We start from the raw sequence: 13,639 nt of genomic DNA, 5'->3' as shown, positions 1-13,639 counted from the left end.
GCCTACTGGATGGTCAGCGCGTTGTTGTTGCCCAGGGTGATCTGTCCCTGGATGTTGGCGCTCGAGCTCTTGACCCGGATGTTGCCGCCGGTGAGCAGCTTCAGGACCGCGCTCCCGTCCTCCGTCTGGAGGTAGAGATCCTTCCCCGCATTGACGACGATGTCTGCGTCGGGATCGAGCTCTACATAGGCGTCCTTGGAGTTCGCGAGGACCACCGCTCCTGGCCCGCCGGCGTGCTCCCCCACGTACACCGCGCTCTGCGTCGCGCCCGTCGCGTCGTTCTGCCGGAGGAGGATCCCCTCCTTGTCCATCTTGATCTCGGCCTGCGATCTCGGGTCCCCGGCCTTGTCCTTCAGCGCGACGACCACCGAGGCGACGAGCCCGACGGCGAACGCGGCCGCCGCGCCCCCGAGGCACCCGGCGGGGACGGCGGCCACGCCGCTGCTGTCGACGGTCCCCGCGGCGGTGCACCCCGAGAGGACCGCCACCGGGACGGCGGTCGCGGCAGCGATCCCCGCGAGCACCGCGTTCCGGCTCCCCCCGACACCCTCGTGATCGGCCTTGATGCGCAGGTGGATCTCCTCGCGCGCCTTGAACTCGTGATTGCCCGCCGTGCTCATGTCCTTGCCCGCGACGTTCGAGTACTTGAGGCCCGCGCCGAGCTCGACGGTGAAGCCCACGCTCGCGGTCAGCGCCAGCGCCAGGCTGAGATCGATCTTGCCGCCGAGGAAGACCGTGTTCGTCATGCCGAACATCGCGTCGAACTTGTAGCCGCCGTAGAAGCTCTCGGTGTCGCCGAAGGTGTAGCTGTCGCTGGAGTTGTGGCCCATCTCGCGCTTGCGCCAGCTCTTCTTCCCGGCCGCGTACACGTCCTGCTGGAAGAACTCGACCCGATAGACGGGATCGGCGTTGTACACCTCGAGCGTGCCGGCGCCGAGGTTGAGGCGGTACTTGCCGCCGACCGTCTCGGTCTTGTTCCCGCCGATCATGACGGTCTCGTCCAGCTGGATGCTCTCCCGGTTGTTGCCGCGGATCACGAGCGTCCGGTCGCCGTCGGTGTACTCGAACCAGCCCGGGTACGTCTTGGCCGGGTTTCCGGCGCGGAGGTCGTCGGCGTTCTGCACGCCCGGCTTCGTCTTATCGCTGTCCGCGGGGTCGGGGTGCGTGAACGAGTCGAGCAGGGCGTTCTCGGTGGTCGAGTCCGAAGCGCCGATGCGGAAATAGCTCGTCTGCGTGCCCGTGGCGTCGTCGTAGTCGGGGGTCTTGAGGATGAGCCAGGTCCCGGTGACGCTGAATTTCACGTACTCGATCGACGCGCTCACCACGCTCGACTCGTTGCCTGCGCTGTCCTGGAACTGGGCGCTCACCGTCTTCTGGCCGTAGCCGTCCGAGAGCGTCCACCACGCGCTGGCGGTCGCGGGCTGCCAGGCTCCCCACGCGCCGCTCTCGTTCTTGAGCCGCACCTTCGCGACGGGGGAGGTCCCGTCCGTCGCGTCGAGCGTGAGGGCGACCTGCCGCGTCGCCGTGTCCGCGGCCCCGCCGTTGATCACGATGGACGCCCCCGTCGGGGCCACGGTGTCGAGCGTGATCGACGCCGACCCGGAGCTGAGCACGGCGGACCCGCCGTCGCCGAACTGCACCGAGACCGTCTTCGCGCCGTCGCCCGACGGCAGGGCGTAGCTCGTGGAGGCCGAGACCGGCGCCCACGCGCCGAAGGTCTTGCCGTCGCTGCTGAACCGCATCCGCGTCGCGTCCGCGGGCGCGGTGAGGGTGAGCGTGACCGACGCCGAGTTGGTGTAGCTGGCGCCGTCGTTGATCGTGATGCTCATGGCCTGCTCCTCGGGGGGTCTTCCGGTCCTCGCGGCGCCTATCCCTGCGCCTTCGGCGCGCCGGAGGGCGGGCGCGGCGCGCCGGCGATCATCCGCTCGATCCGGTCGCACGCCTCCTTGATCTGCCCGAGCGCCGGCGGCGCCACGTAGATCGTCGTGCGCTCGTCGCGGCCCCCGTCGCGCAGGCGCAGCGTCAGCACCGCGAGCGGCGCGTCGAGGTGCACGCCCCGGTCCGAGCCGGCGATGCGGTCGACCCGCCAGTCGAGCCCGACCAGCACCTTGCCGTGGTCGAAGATCGACTCCTCGAGGATACCCCGCCGGATGACGGCCTTCGCCGCCTCGTACCACGAGAGCACGACGACGCCGCGCGCGTCGTCGCCCGAGAGCACCGCGACGTCCGCGGCGACGTCGGTCGCGGCCAGATCGAGGCTGCTCGCGCGCGAGAGCACGAAGCGGCACACGCGCAGGCTCGCTTGCAGATCCGGCGCCGAGAGGTCGTAGAGCCGGCAGAACGCCTCCGCGCGCTTCTCCATCGCCGCGTCGACGGAGCCGGCGAGGCTCGGCGCCAGGATCTCCCAGAGGCCCTGGCGGGCCTTGTCCGGCAGGTCGAGGAGCCGCCTCCAGTCGCGGACGACGTCGGCCGGCGCGGGCTGGCCGTCGAGGCAGCGGAGGCGCGCCTCGGGAGGGGCGGGGGCTCGGTTCATGCGGGGATCCTCCATCTCGTGTCAGCGTCGGTCGCGGATCTCGATCATCGCCCCGGCGGCCGTCGTGATGCGGTGGCGCTCGGCGATCGCGGCGTTGACGGCCGACGGCGCCGCCGCGTTCGGGACCGCGCCGACGATGATCGGCCGATCCGGATCGCCGTCGGCGAAGACGAGGAGCACCTCGGCGCCGGGCCGCAGCGGGAAATGCATGTTGTGGTTCGGCCCGGCGAAGGGCTGCGCCATCCGCACCGGGTGCGAGCTCTTCTGCTCCCCCGGGAGCGCCGTGTCGAAATGGAACTGCACGGTGTAGCGGCCGTCGCCGTCGAGGCGCGCGACGCCGCCGGCCTCGCCCTCGGGGCCGGGCTGCACGACGCCGGTGACGAACCCGTGGATGCGCGGCCTCGGCGTCCGCCGCGGGGGGCGGTAGTGGATGCTCGCGGGCACCGCCGTGAAGGTGTTCGCGTACGACGCCGCCACGCCCTCCTCGTCGAAGGTGGGCAGGGTCGCGGTGTGCTCGACCCCGAGGAGGAGCAGGCCCTCCGGCGCCTCGAGCCGCGGGTGCTCCCGCAGGATCGTGCGGTGCCCGGCGCTGAACTCCGGCCGCGCGCTCTTGCCCTCGTAGACGCGCTGCTCCGAGAGGCGCTCCTCGGCGCGGATCCGGGCGAGCTCCTTCGCCTCCTCGGCCGTCTTGACGTGGCTGCCGTACTCGACGATTCCCCCGCCCGACGCCCCCTCGAGCGTGTGATACGCGGCGAGATCGAGCAGCGGCTTGCGGTAGTTGTAGTCGTGCACCACGTACGCCGAGGGGACGAGCTTGCTGGTCCTCTCGATGGCGAAGACGTCGGACGCCTCGCCGCGCGGCCGGAACTGCACCTCCGCGGCGCCCTCCACGGGGCGAAAGCCCCCGGGGTGGTCGGTGAAGACGAGGACGTCGCGGTCGCCCCGGTGCTCGAAGTAAAAGCTGATCCCGAGGTGCTCGGCGAGGCGGCTGATGAAGGCGAGATCGCTCTCCTTGTACTGCACGATGAGCTCGCGCAGCGGGTACGCCTTGAGGAGGCGGAACTCGACGTCGCCGGCGCCGAGGCCGTGCCGCTCGAGCTTGCGCCGGATCACGTCCGGCACGCTCGCGTCCAGGTAGATCTCCTGCGTCTCGACGAGCGTCAGCTTGAACGCGCGCGGGACGACGCGGAGGCGGTAGGCGCGGCGCTCGGCGTCCGGGTCCAGGCGATCGAGGATCTGGCCGAGGATACCGTGGATCCGGCGGATCTCCTCGCCCTCGACGAGGACGACGACGCTGACCGGGGCCCCGGGGACGGCGTCTTCGGGCAGGTCCCGCTGCGGATCGCACACCACGTCGAGGTCGAACGAGAAGACCCGGGAGATCTCCTCGCGCCCCGAGAGCGCGCGGACCCGCACGCCCGCCCACGGGGCGCCGGCTGTTTCGACGAGGATTTCCATGGCTCGGCTGGCTCCCTTGAGCGTGGAGAAGGACCGCCACCTACGGGCGCCCCTTGCTGGACCCGTAGATGACCTGCTGGATGTCGAGCTTCTGCGGCTTCGGGGCCTTGCGAGGCGGCGCGGGCTCGCTCGCGCGGTCGCTCGCGGCGCCGCCCCAGGGCGATCGCGGCGCGGGCGCCGCGGGAGCGGCGGTGGGCGGCGGCACGGGAGCGCCCGCGGCGGGCAACGGAGCCGCAGCGGCGGCAGGCGGCGCAGGGGCTGCGAGCGCTTTCGCGGGCGCTGCGGCCGGCGGCGCGGGAGAGAGCCCGGTGCGTCGAAACGGGAGGAGGCTCTCGGCGAGGGCGTGCTCCTGTTCCTCGGAGGAGAGCGAATGGGTCTCCGAGACGGAAGGCCGCTGCGGCGGGCGTGGCGCCTGCGGGCTGGGCGCCGCCGCGAGCGACGGCGCGGCCCCCGGCCGGAATGGCAGCGGGACCGCCGACCCGGCGGGGGCTCGGCTGGTCTGCGCGGCGGACGCATCGAGGCGCCGGGCGGGGCCGCGCGGTTCGCGCGCCTCGACGTCCTCGCCGGGCAGCTCGATCGTCGCCCCGGCCTGCTCGGGCGTCGCGCCCGCGCGCGGGGCGGCCATCGCCATCTCGGCAGGAGCCAGCGACGCGGGCGGGGCGCCCGGCAGCTCGACGCCGACGACGACACGCACCGCCGCGAGCGCGGCTTCACCCGCGAGCGGGAAGCTGCGGCGCCAGAGCAGCGAGCACGACTGCCGGTCGCCGTCGACGTGCAGCGTGTCGAGCACGAGCTCGATCGGCTGCCCCTCCCTGACGCCGAACGCGGAGAGGCCGTGGACGCGCGCGAGGGCGCGCGCCCCGGGGAGGCGCGTCCGCAGCACCGGAAGCGTCGGGTGGAGCCCCTGGAGCGCGAGCCACTCGTCGCCGCACAGGGCTTCGACGCGCTGGTCGGGGGGGGCGGCCTGGAAGTAGCTCCAGTCGAAGTCGTCGGGGATCTCGAGGATGGGCGCCTCGAGCGCCTTGCGGCTCGTGCGCCCGAGCAGCCGCGTGCGCGACGGCCACACGCTCCCGAGCGGCCCGAAGCCCGCCGGGCGGTCGCGCCGCGCCGGGTCCAGGACGGTCGGGCAACGGGTGCCGAAGGGGTTGTCGGCCATGCCGATCCCCCCGAACGCGCGCTCGTAGACGAGAGGGATCGCCCTGTCCTCGCCGCCGGGCTCGATCGAGAGCGCCTTGTCGAGGATCGGGCGCTCGCCGGCGAAGAGCGCGAGGCGCGCCGAGAAGGGCCGCGCAGGCAGGCCCGGCGGCGCGTGCGCGTGGCCCGTGAAGAACACGTCGACGCGCGCGAGGTAGGGCGCGAGGTCGCTCGTCAGCCGGACGCTGCGGCCCGGGTTGTTGTGATGGTGGATGTCGGCGTGGACGATCCCCTGCGGCTCGACGGGGATCATCGTTGCGCCGTCGACGAAGGCGAAGGTCGCCTTGGCGATCACCGTGAGGTTGAGCCGGCCCCGCGCGCGCCACGCGACCCCCGCCACGGCCACGCCGGGAGGCGCCGCGATCGCGCTGGGAGTGAGCGAGGCCTCAGGGGTCACCGTGCCATGGAAGCACCGGGGCATCGCGAGGGTCAAGCCTGCCACCGACGACGCCGACAACGTCCCTCGGCCTCGCAGCGCGGGTGAAGGCGGGAGGGGCCGGCGACGACGGCAGGCTCCGAATCCGGTGAGGTGGCCAATGCATCCATCGGTGTTGGACATCGGTGTTGGACATCGCTGTCGGCGAGAAAGCACCCATGTCCGACCGATACCGCCCGCGGCGCGCGATCGACGTCCGCGCCGGCGTGCAGGAGCCCGCTCGCCTCTATGGCAGACGCGATGCCACACGGGTGTACCGCCGCGCGCGCCTGAGCTAGGCTGCCGCCGTGCAGGAGCTCCGCAAGACCGTCTGCAACCGCGACTGCCCCGACGCTTGCAGCATCGTGGCCACCGTGGAGGACGGCCGCGTGGTGCGCCTCGGCGGCGACCCGGACCACCCGATCACGCGGGGCTTTCTCTGCTACCGCACGTCGCGCTTCCTGGAGACGCAGTACTCGCCCGAGCGCTTGACCACGCCGCTGCTCCGCAAGGGCGGCGAGCTCGTGCCGGTCTCCTGGGACGAGGCGCTCGACACCGCGGCCGAGCGCCTGCTCGAGATCCGCCGCGCGTCGGGCCCGGCCGCGATCTTCCACTACCGGAGCGGCGGATCGCTCGGGATCCTCACCGGGATGGCCGACGCCTTCTTCGCGCGCTTCGGGCCGGTCACGGTCAAGCGCGGCGACATCTGCTCCGGCGCGGGCGACGCCGCGCAGCTCGCCGATTTCGGCGAGGAGGACAGCCACGACCTCGCCGACCTGAAGAACGCCCGGCACATCCTGCTCTGGGGCAAGAACGTCTTCACGTCGAGCCCGCACACCCTGCCGGTGCTGCGCGAGGCCAAGGCGCGCGGCGCGGAGCTCGTGCTCATCGATCCGGTACACCACAAGACCGCGTCGCTCTGCGCGGCGTTCCACCAGCCGCGCCCCGGCGGCGACTTCGCGCTCGCCATGGCCGTCGCCCGCGTGCTCTTCGACGAGGGGTGGCTCGATCCGCGCGCCGCGGAGTACTGCGATCACCTCGACGAATTCCGCGCGCTCGCGCGGCGCCGCTCGGTCGCGGCGTGGTGCGGCGAGGCCGACGTGCCCGAGGCCGCCGCCCTGGACCTCGCGCGCCGCCTCGCCGACAGGCCGGCGGCGATCCTCGTGGGCTGGGGCATGGGCCGGCGCACATCGGGCGGGGCGATCGTGCGCGCCCTCGACGCGCTCGCGGCCGTGAGCGGGAACCTCGGCATCCCCGGCGGCGGCGTCTCGTTCTATTTCAAGCGGCGCGGCGCGTTCGATCTCTCGCCGCTCGAGGGCGATCGCCCCCCGCCGCGCACGGTCTGCGAGCCGCTGTTCGGGCAGGAGGTGCTCCGGATGAGCGACCCGCCGATCCGCGCCGTCTGGGTGACCGCCGGCAACCCGGTCGCGATGCTGCCCGACTCGCGCGCCGTCGCGGAGGCGCTCGCGACGCGCGAGCTCGTCGTGGTCGCCGACTCGTTCCTCACGGACACGGCGCGGCTCGCCCACCTCGTGCTGCCCACGCGGACGCTCCTCGAGGCCGACGATGTCCTCGGCGCCTACGGCCACCACTACCTCGGCGTCGCCACGCCCGTGGTGCCGCCCCCAGACGGGGTGAAGAGCGATCTCGAGATCATGCAGGCGCTCGCGCGGCGCGTGGGCCTCGGCGGCGCGCTCGACGGCAGCGCCCGCGACTGGAAGCTACGGATCGCCGAGCCGAAGCTCGCGCCGCTCGGCGTCACCCTCGAGGCGCTGGAGCGCGGGCCGGTGCGCAACCCGCTGGCGCCGAAGGTGCTGTTCGAGGACCGCAAGTTCCCGACCCCGAGCGGGCGGGTCAACCTCATCACCGAGGGGCCGGAGGAGCGCGAGGATCCCGACGCGGGCGAGCTGCCGCTCTTGCTCATGGCGCTCTCCACCGACAAGTCCCAGTCGTCGCAGTGGGCGAGGCCCCCGCAGGGCCCGGCCGTCGTGACGGTCCACCCCGACGCGGCGGGCGGCGTGGCCGACGGCGCCGTTGGCCGGATCGTGTCGCGCGTCGGGGCGATGACGGTGCGGCTGCGCCACGATCCAGCGCAGCGCCGCGACGTGGCGCTCATCCCGAAGGGCGGCCACCTCCGCGACGGCCGCTGCGCCAACGCGCTGATCCGCGCCCGCACCACGGACATCGGCGAGGGCGGCGCGCTCTACGAGGAGCGGGTGCGCATCGAGCCGATCGCGCCGGCGGATCGGCCCGAGCCAGCGCCGTAGGCGGCTCCGTCCGCAGACGTCGCGGTCGCGGCAGCCCCGCCCACTTGACACCACCGCTCCGGTTCAGGAAGGTTGTTGGGATGTCCTCGATGGTGGCGATGCCCCCGATGCCGGCGAGCTCCACCGCGACCGCGGACGAGGTGGTCGGGCCGGACGTGTCGGCGCTCGTCACCGAGGACGACGCCTTGGACAACTTCCCTTCCGAGAAACAGCAGCGGCTCCTCACCGAGGCGCTCTACAGCTCGTGGTCCGGGCCGCCGCCGGCGCAGGAGGGTGAGCGGCGGAGCTTCCTCGCGGCGGCCAACGTCGGGCTCTTCGCCACGACGAAGGAGCCGCCGCTCGTCCCGGACGTGCTGCTCAGCCTGGACGTCGCGCTGCACGAGGCGTGGTGGCAGAAGGAGCACCGGTCCTATTTCCTCTGGGAGTTCGGCAAGCCGCCGGACGTGGCGATCGAGATCGTCTCGAACCGGGAGGGCGAAGAGCTCGGCCTGAAGCGGCGCCGGTACGCGTGGATGCGCGTCGCTTACTACGTCGTCTGGGACCCGGCCGGCCACCTCGGGGGCCCGGCGCTGCGCGCCTTCGAGATGCGCGGGCACACGTACGTGCCGATGGAGCGGGCTTGGTTCGAGGCTGCCGGGCTGGGGCTCTGCCCGTGGGAAGGCGTCTACGAGGGCCGGCACGACCGCTGGCTCCGCTGGCACACGGCCGACGGCAGCGTGGTGCCCACGGGGGCAGAGCGCGCCGAGCGCGAGCAGGCGCGCGCCGAGCGCGAGCGGGCGCGCGCCGAGCGGCTCGCGGCGCAGCTGCGGGCGCTCGGCGTCGAGCCGGACGAGAGCGGCTCCTGAGCGGCGGCGCGCCGCCGCTCAGTCCTCCTGCGCCGGCGCCCGCATCGGCTCTCGCGGCGTGGCGCGCGCGGGCGGAGGCGCGGCCGAGCCCTCCACGGCGTCCCCGATCTCGCGCGCCACGTCCTCGACCGTGCGCAGGCTGATCCGCCCGGCGAGGACCAGCGTCGCGCCGATCTCGCGGCAGTCGATCGGGTCCAGCCGCACGGGCGACGCGAACGCGTTGACCGCCGCCATCTGCCCCGCCGCGTAGTCGAAGCGCGCGCCGAACACGAGATCGCCGTACCGCGTGTAGGACACCAGGCCGAGCGACGCGTGCACGCCGCTCATCCGCTCGAGGAAGAGCTTCGACTCGGCGGACATGGGGCCCCGCAGGCCCGACAGCGCGTTGAAATCGGTGATGGCGCCGCCGAGCAGGCTGAGATCGCGCGTGAGGAACACCTCGGCGCCGAGCCCCACGTTGACGATGGGCGCCGCCCCCTCGACGATGTCGAGCCGGCTCCGCCTCCGGCTCGTCACCGCGCCCCCGTCGACCGCGATCTCCTCCCGATCGACGGAGGCCCGCACGAACTCTCGCTGGCCCAGGTAGAAGAAGCCGTCGAGCTCCAGGCGCAGCCTGCTCCACTCCGCGCTCGCGCCCACCGCCAGGCGCGCCGGCGACGGGGCCACGAAGTCCCCTTCCCCGGCCCAGGTGCGGACCGACGCCGTCGCGGTGGCGAGCGTGTCGTGATAGCTCGCGTCCAGCGCGTCGAAGAGGTGCACGCTGGGCGTGCGCACGCTGATGCCGGCGGAGAACACCGGGGTCAGCCGGTACGTCGCCCCGAGGTGCGCGAGCCCGTCCCAGGAGTCTCCGGAGAGGGCGGCCTGGTACGTCACGCTGCTCGCCGAGCCCGTGCCGGTGTCCTCCACGAGGCTGGCGACGTCGAGCGCGCTCGTGTAGCGGGTGCGCACGGCCGAGAGCGAGACGCCCACGGCGAGGCGCTCGGTGGCGCGGTAGCTCCACGAAGGGCCGGCGCTGAAGCGGCCCCACGCGTAGCGGAACGTCTGCGCCTGGCTCACGCGGCGCGAGGCGGACTCGCCCGAGAACCCGAGCGCGTCGAACCCGAACTCGTTCTCCTCGGTCTTCGCGAGGCAGGCGGCGAAGGTCTGGCGGCCGACCCGCGCCCGCCGCGGCTCCGCGTCGCGCGCGCCGCGCTTCACGTCGAAGAAGTAGCACGTCGCGTCCGGGAGGGAGTCCAGGCCCTGATCGGTCACCGTCGCGCGATCGAGCCGGAGATCGCCGTACAGCGCGGCGTCGACAGGACCTGGCTGGTGCCAGGCCTCCAGCGTGCGGTGCGCGTAGCGGAAGAACGCCGACGAGAACGCGATGTTGCGGTCCTCGATGCGGATGATGGTGGCCGGGTTCAGGAAGGGCGCGGCGCCGTCGACCCCCAGCACGACCCCTGTGCCGCCGAGGAGCGCCGACCGCCCGCCGAGGAGCGCGGACTCGTACCGCCCCTGCGCGTGCGCCGCGGAGGCGCCGAGCGTCCCGAGGAGCGCGCCGGCGATGCCGAGCAGCGCCCCGCGCGCTCCGGAGCGGCGGACGCGGGCGCGCGGGCTCGGCGGCATGGCAGGCGCCAGCATGGATCGCGGCGCCGCGACCGCAACGGCAGCGGCGCCTCGCTGTGGCAGGACGCGACGTGCGCGCGCCGGGATCGGCACTAGCGGCGCGCCGCCAGCGCGCCCAGGCCGAAGGCGATCGCGTCCTCGGCGACGGCCGCGAGCGGGCCGGGGATGCGCGTCCCGCGGTCGAGCCACGTGCGGGCGCGGTTCCCGACGAGCGCGCCGATCGCGGCGGCCGCCGCCCCGACCACGGCGCCGGCGACGCGCAGGTTCTTCTCGGGGCTCTGCGTGCCGACGGCGGCGCCCAGGACCGCCCCGATCACGAGGCGCGCGCCGAGCGGCCCCGGGGCGAGGCGGCTCGGCGTCGAGGGCAGCTTGTCGAACAGCAGCTCGCCGCCCGCGAGGACGCTCAGCGCGCGCTGCGCCACGGGCGAGCGGAGCGCCCGCCAGAAGCTCCCGCGCTGCCCGTCGAACGCGCCGCGCCGCGCGCTGGCCGCGAGGATCCTCACGCCCAGCATGGAACGCATTCCCGTCACCAGCCCGAGCCCCGCGGCCTGCCCCAGGAGAAGAATCTCCGAGGTGCGCGAACGCCGGGCGCCTCCCACGACCGTTGTCGTCTCCATGGGGCTACCGCAGAAGCAACGCATATGCCCTGGTTGGCCCGGGGCGCGCGACGTACATTGCGAGGGAGAGCTCCCCCGAGCTCGGAGACCGGTCGGCCATGCCTGTGACCCCCCTCGCCACGCTGAAGACCGTCGACATCGAGGACGAGCGGCTGAAGCGCCTGAACGCGCTCAGCCACTTCCTGGACAACGCGATCCGCATCCCCGGCGTCGGCTACCGGGTCGGCTACGACGCGGTGATCGGGCTGATCCCGGGGGTCGGGGATCTCGTCGGCTTCGGCCTCTCGATATACATCGTGCTCGCGGCGGCGCGTTACCGTCTCCCCGCCTCGACGGTGCTGCGGATGATGCTCAACGTGGGCCTCGAGACGCTGATCGGCACGATTCCCGTCCTGGGCGACCTGTTCGACGCGACCTACAAGGCGAACGCGCGCAACCTCGACCTCCTGCGGTCGCACCTCGCCGCGCGCGCCCAGGGCGGCGCGCGGCCCTCGGATCTCGGCTTCTACGCGGGGCTTGCGGTCGCGGTGGGGGGCGTCCTCGCGCTGACGGGCGTGCTGCTGTTCTCGCTGGTGCGAGCGCTTCAGGCGCTCCTCGGCGCGTGAGGCGCGGGCCGCGCCCGCGACGACGGCGCTACCGGGTCGACACCGACAGGTGGGCCTGCAGCGAGATCATCTGCGGTGTGTCCGCGCCGTCTCTCGGCTCGAGGGACGTGAAGTAGCCCTTCCAGGAGGGCCCGGCCGCCCAGTAGGTCCAGCCTACGTAGACGTCCTTGTTCTGCTCCAGGTAGATCGCGACGTTGGCGATGGCCTTCAGGCATACCGCGCTGGAGCCGCCGCTGAACTCGCCGAGGAATCCCTTCTTCCGGTGCTTCCTGAGCCACGCCGTGAACCCCTGCAGGCGCTCGACCCCGACGGTCTCGCTGACGCAGGCGGGCGACTTTCCCGACGAGTCCTCGTCGAGGTGCTGGTGGACCTCGAACGCGACGTACCCCTTCGGGTCGGCGACCTTGAGGAGCGCCTCGGCGTTCGAGGTCCCGTAGAAGGTCGCGTCGAAGCTGTGCGCGCCTGACCACCCGTTGCCGGGGACGAGGATGAGGTTCGTCGCCCCGGCGGCGCGGATGGAGACGATCGCGGCGTTGGCCGCCTCGATCCACGTCTCGGTCGGCATGTCGTGCGGCTCGTTCATGAGGGCGAACACGACCTTCGCGTTGCCCTTGAACTCGACGGCCAGCCTCCCCCAGAACTCCGCGAAATCCGCGATGGGGACCTCCGCGCCCACGACGCCCGTCCCGTAGCGAGCGTAGTTGTGCACGTCGAGCACCACGTAAGCGCCCTTGGCGGTCAGGTTGTTGACGGTGGTCGTGAGCCGGTTCAGCTCCGCCGCGTTGAGCGGCTGATTGCGCGCGGGCTGAAGGCGTTCCCAGCGGAACGGCACCCGGAAGGTGTTCATTCCCTTGGCGATGAAGTAGTCCGCCGACGTGTAGCCCTTGGAGAACGCGGGATCGGGGTAGTTGTAGTGGACCCCGTGCGTTCCTGGCAGGTTGCCCTTGCCGAAGGTGTCCACCCCGAACTCGGCCCCCGCGAGGCTGATCCCACGAAGCGAGAGCGGCTTCTCGAGGAGCTCCGTGTCCCCCGCGCCCTGCTTCTTCTCAGCCCCTTCCCCCCGGCACCCTCCCAGAGCAGCCCCGATCCCCGCCACCAGCGCCCACGCGACCGCTCTCCTCACAGGTCCACCTCGGCCCCGATAAGACCCCGGCGCCCCCACGACGGCAAGCCTTCCCACTCCGCTGGATCACCCACGACCGCGATCGCGCCCGCCCCCGCGCGCTCCCCCGTCTTCTCCACTCGGCACGACGCTGGCCGAGCGGGGTGCACGCGCACAGGAGACGGGCCCAGATCGGCGTTTTCGGCGCGCAGGCGTACTCCTGTACGCCGAGCACCGAAAACGCCGAGGTGGGCCCGTATCCGCAGCGCGTGCGCCCCGCTCAATCGCGGGAGCTGATGAAGAGGCGGAGGACGTACCAGAACAGCATGGCGACGGACGCGAAGAGCTCGAGCGCGGCGCCGACGTGCCGGTCCTCCGGGAAATGATGCAGGACGTTCGACGTGTCGTAGAGGATGGCGGCGCCGGCGAACGCGACCATGGCGACGCTGAAGAACGTGCCGAGCTGGAAGCCGAACAGCAGCGAGGCCCCGATGAGGACGAGCGCGCAGATGCCGCCCCAGCGCAGGAGAGCCCCGAGGAACGAGAAGTCCTTGCGGGTCACGAACGCGATCGCGGTGAGCCCGGCGAAGCCGACCATCGTGACCATCGCGGCGCTCTGGATCGCGCCGGGCGCGACCATGTCCGCGATGTACAGGAGCGGCACGAAGATGATCGCCTGGGCGACCACGTAGCCGGCGAGCGCGGCGTACTGCGCCGGCTTCGACACCGAGGTGTGCGCCGCGCGGCTGGCGAGCCAGCTCACGAGCATGAACGCTCCGAGCACCACCAGCCAGCTCGTGCCCATCATCGCCCTGGCGATGACCGAGGCGGCCCCGGTCTTGAACAGCGCGACCTCGATCCCCGCGAAGAGCACGATCGCCCCGAACAGGTGATTGTACGTTCGCACGAGGAAGCGCTCGCGCGAGTCCGCGGCGGCACGGAGCACCGAAGAACGGCTCCCGTATCCTACGTAGTTCTGGTCCATGTTCCCTCTCTGG

11 protein-coding genes are annotated in these 13,639 nt (G+C 72.8%); 3 read left to right on the top strand and 8 right to left on the bottom strand.

The window, feature by feature from the left end:
- Positions 1-2: 2 nt before the first annotated feature.
- Genes WME83_RS18960 through WME83_RS18945 form a run of 4 tightly spaced genes read right to left on the bottom strand, consistent with a single transcriptional unit; the run spans position 3 to position 5,627 of the window.
- A complete protein-coding gene (locus WME83_RS18960; RefSeq protein WP_437320687.1) occupies positions 3-1,829 on the bottom strand; it encodes a hypothetical protein in 1,827 nt (608 codons plus the stop codon).
- Positions 1,830-1,867: 38 nt separating this feature from the next.
- Entirely contained in the window at positions 1,868-2,533 is a 666-nt protein-coding gene (locus tag WME83_RS18955) for a COMM domain-containing protein (RefSeq protein WP_437320686.1), read from the bottom strand.
- A gap of 21 nt (positions 2,534-2,554) precedes the next feature.
- On the bottom strand, positions 2,555-3,991 hold the full coding sequence (locus WME83_RS18950) for a type VI secretion system Vgr family protein (RefSeq protein WP_437320685.1): 1,437 nt from the start codon (positions 3,989-3,991) through the stop codon (positions 2,555-2,557).
- Between the two features lie 40 nt (positions 3,992-4,031).
- Positions 4,032-5,627: a DUF2169 family type VI secretion system accessory protein gene (locus tag WME83_RS18945; RefSeq protein ID WP_437320684.1), complete on the bottom strand. Its 1,596-nt coding sequence runs from the start codon at positions 5,625-5,627 to the stop codon at positions 4,032-4,034.
- A 281-nt stretch (positions 5,628-5,908) separates the two neighbouring features.
- Here WME83_RS18945 and WME83_RS18940 point away from each other — a divergent pair, with 281 nt between their 5' ends.
- Together WME83_RS18940 and WME83_RS18935 are read left to right on the top strand one after the other, a co-directional pair.
- Positions 5,909-7,867 (top strand): molybdopterin-containing oxidoreductase family protein, encoded by a 1,959-nt coding sequence (locus WME83_RS18940; RefSeq protein WP_437320683.1) that lies wholly within the window; start codon positions 5,909-5,911, stop codon positions 7,865-7,867.
- A gap of 80 nt (positions 7,868-7,947) precedes the next feature.
- On the top strand, positions 7,948-8,712 hold the full coding sequence (locus WME83_RS18935; RefSeq protein WP_437320682.1) for a Uma2 family endonuclease: 765 nt from the start codon (positions 7,948-7,950) through the stop codon (positions 8,710-8,712).
- 18 nt (positions 8,713-8,730) lie between these two features.
- On the opposite strand, the gene WME83_RS18930 is transcribed toward WME83_RS18935, so the two are convergent.
- Together WME83_RS18930 and WME83_RS18925 are read right to left on the bottom strand one after the other, a co-directional pair.
- Positions 8,731-10,332 carry a hypothetical protein gene (locus WME83_RS18930; protein WP_437320681.1) on the bottom strand — a complete coding sequence of 534 codons (1,602 nt, stop codon included), beginning with the start codon at positions 10,330-10,332 and terminating at the stop codon, positions 8,731-8,733.
- A 77-nt stretch (positions 10,333-10,409) separates the two neighbouring features.
- A complete protein-coding gene (locus tag WME83_RS18925) occupies positions 10,410-10,934 on the bottom strand; it encodes a DUF4126 family protein (protein ID WP_437320680.1) in 525 nt (174 codons plus the stop codon).
- Positions 10,935-11,032: 98 nt separating this feature from the next.
- Between WME83_RS18925 and WME83_RS18920 the strand changes: the two genes are divergently transcribed.
- Positions 11,033-11,539 carry a DUF4112 domain-containing protein gene (locus tag WME83_RS18920; protein WP_437320679.1) on the top strand — a complete coding sequence of 169 codons (507 nt, stop codon included), beginning with the start codon at positions 11,033-11,035 and terminating at the stop codon, positions 11,537-11,539.
- 28 nt (positions 11,540-11,567) lie between these two features.
- Here WME83_RS18920 and WME83_RS18915 read toward each other — a convergent pair whose 3' ends face one another.
- Positions 11,568-12,662 carry a glycoside hydrolase family 5 protein gene (locus WME83_RS18915; RefSeq protein ID WP_437320678.1) on the bottom strand — a complete coding sequence of 365 codons (1,095 nt, stop codon included), beginning with the start codon at positions 12,660-12,662 and terminating at the stop codon, positions 11,568-11,570.
- 259 nt (positions 12,663-12,921) lie between these two features.
- A complete protein-coding gene (locus WME83_RS18910; protein WP_437320677.1) occupies positions 12,922-13,626 on the bottom strand; it encodes a Bax inhibitor-1/YccA family protein in 705 nt (234 codons plus the stop codon).
- Between the last annotated feature and the right edge of the window lie 13 nt (positions 13,627-13,639).

The organism is Sorangium sp. So ce385 (genome assembly GCF_051474135.1).
GTDB lineage: Bacteria > Myxococcota_A > Polyangia > Polyangiales > Polyangiaceae > Sorangium > Sorangium cellulosum_D.
The sequence above is the reverse complement of the archived record's forward strand: the minus strand, read 5'-3'. Positions and strand labels throughout refer to the sequence as shown.

What these genes read in the sequence shown, in the direction of transcription:
- WME83_RS18910 (WP_437320677.1), bottom strand. Translation starts at nt 13,626, where the DNA reads ATGGACCAGAACTACGTAGGATACGGGAGCCGTTCTTCGGTGCTCCGT.
- WME83_RS18920 (WP_437320679.1), top strand. Translation starts at nt 11,033, where the DNA reads ATGCCTGTGACCCCCCTCGCCACGCTGAAGACCGTCGACATCGAGGAC.
- WME83_RS18950 (WP_437320685.1), bottom strand. Translation starts at nt 3,991, where the DNA reads ATGGAAATCCTCGTCGAAACAGCCGGCGCCCCGTGGGCGGGCGTGCGG.
- WME83_RS18955 (WP_437320686.1), bottom strand. Translation starts at nt 2,533, where the DNA reads ATGAACCGAGCCCCCGCCCCTCCCGAGGCGCGCCTCCGCTGCCTCGAC.
- WME83_RS18960 (WP_437320687.1), bottom strand. Translation starts at nt 1,829, where the DNA reads ATGAGCATCACGATCAACGACGGCGCCAGCTACACCAACTCGGCGTCG.
- WME83_RS18935 (WP_437320682.1), top strand. Translation starts at nt 7,948, where the DNA reads ATGTCCTCGATGGTGGCGATGCCCCCGATGCCGGCGAGCTCCACCGCG.
- WME83_RS18925 (WP_437320680.1), bottom strand. Translation starts at nt 10,934, where the DNA reads ATGGAGACGACAACGGTCGTGGGAGGCGCCCGGCGTTCGCGCACCTCG.
- WME83_RS18930 (WP_437320681.1), bottom strand. Translation starts at nt 10,332, where the DNA reads ATGCTGGCGCCTGCCATGCCGCCGAGCCCGCGCGCCCGCGTCCGCCGC.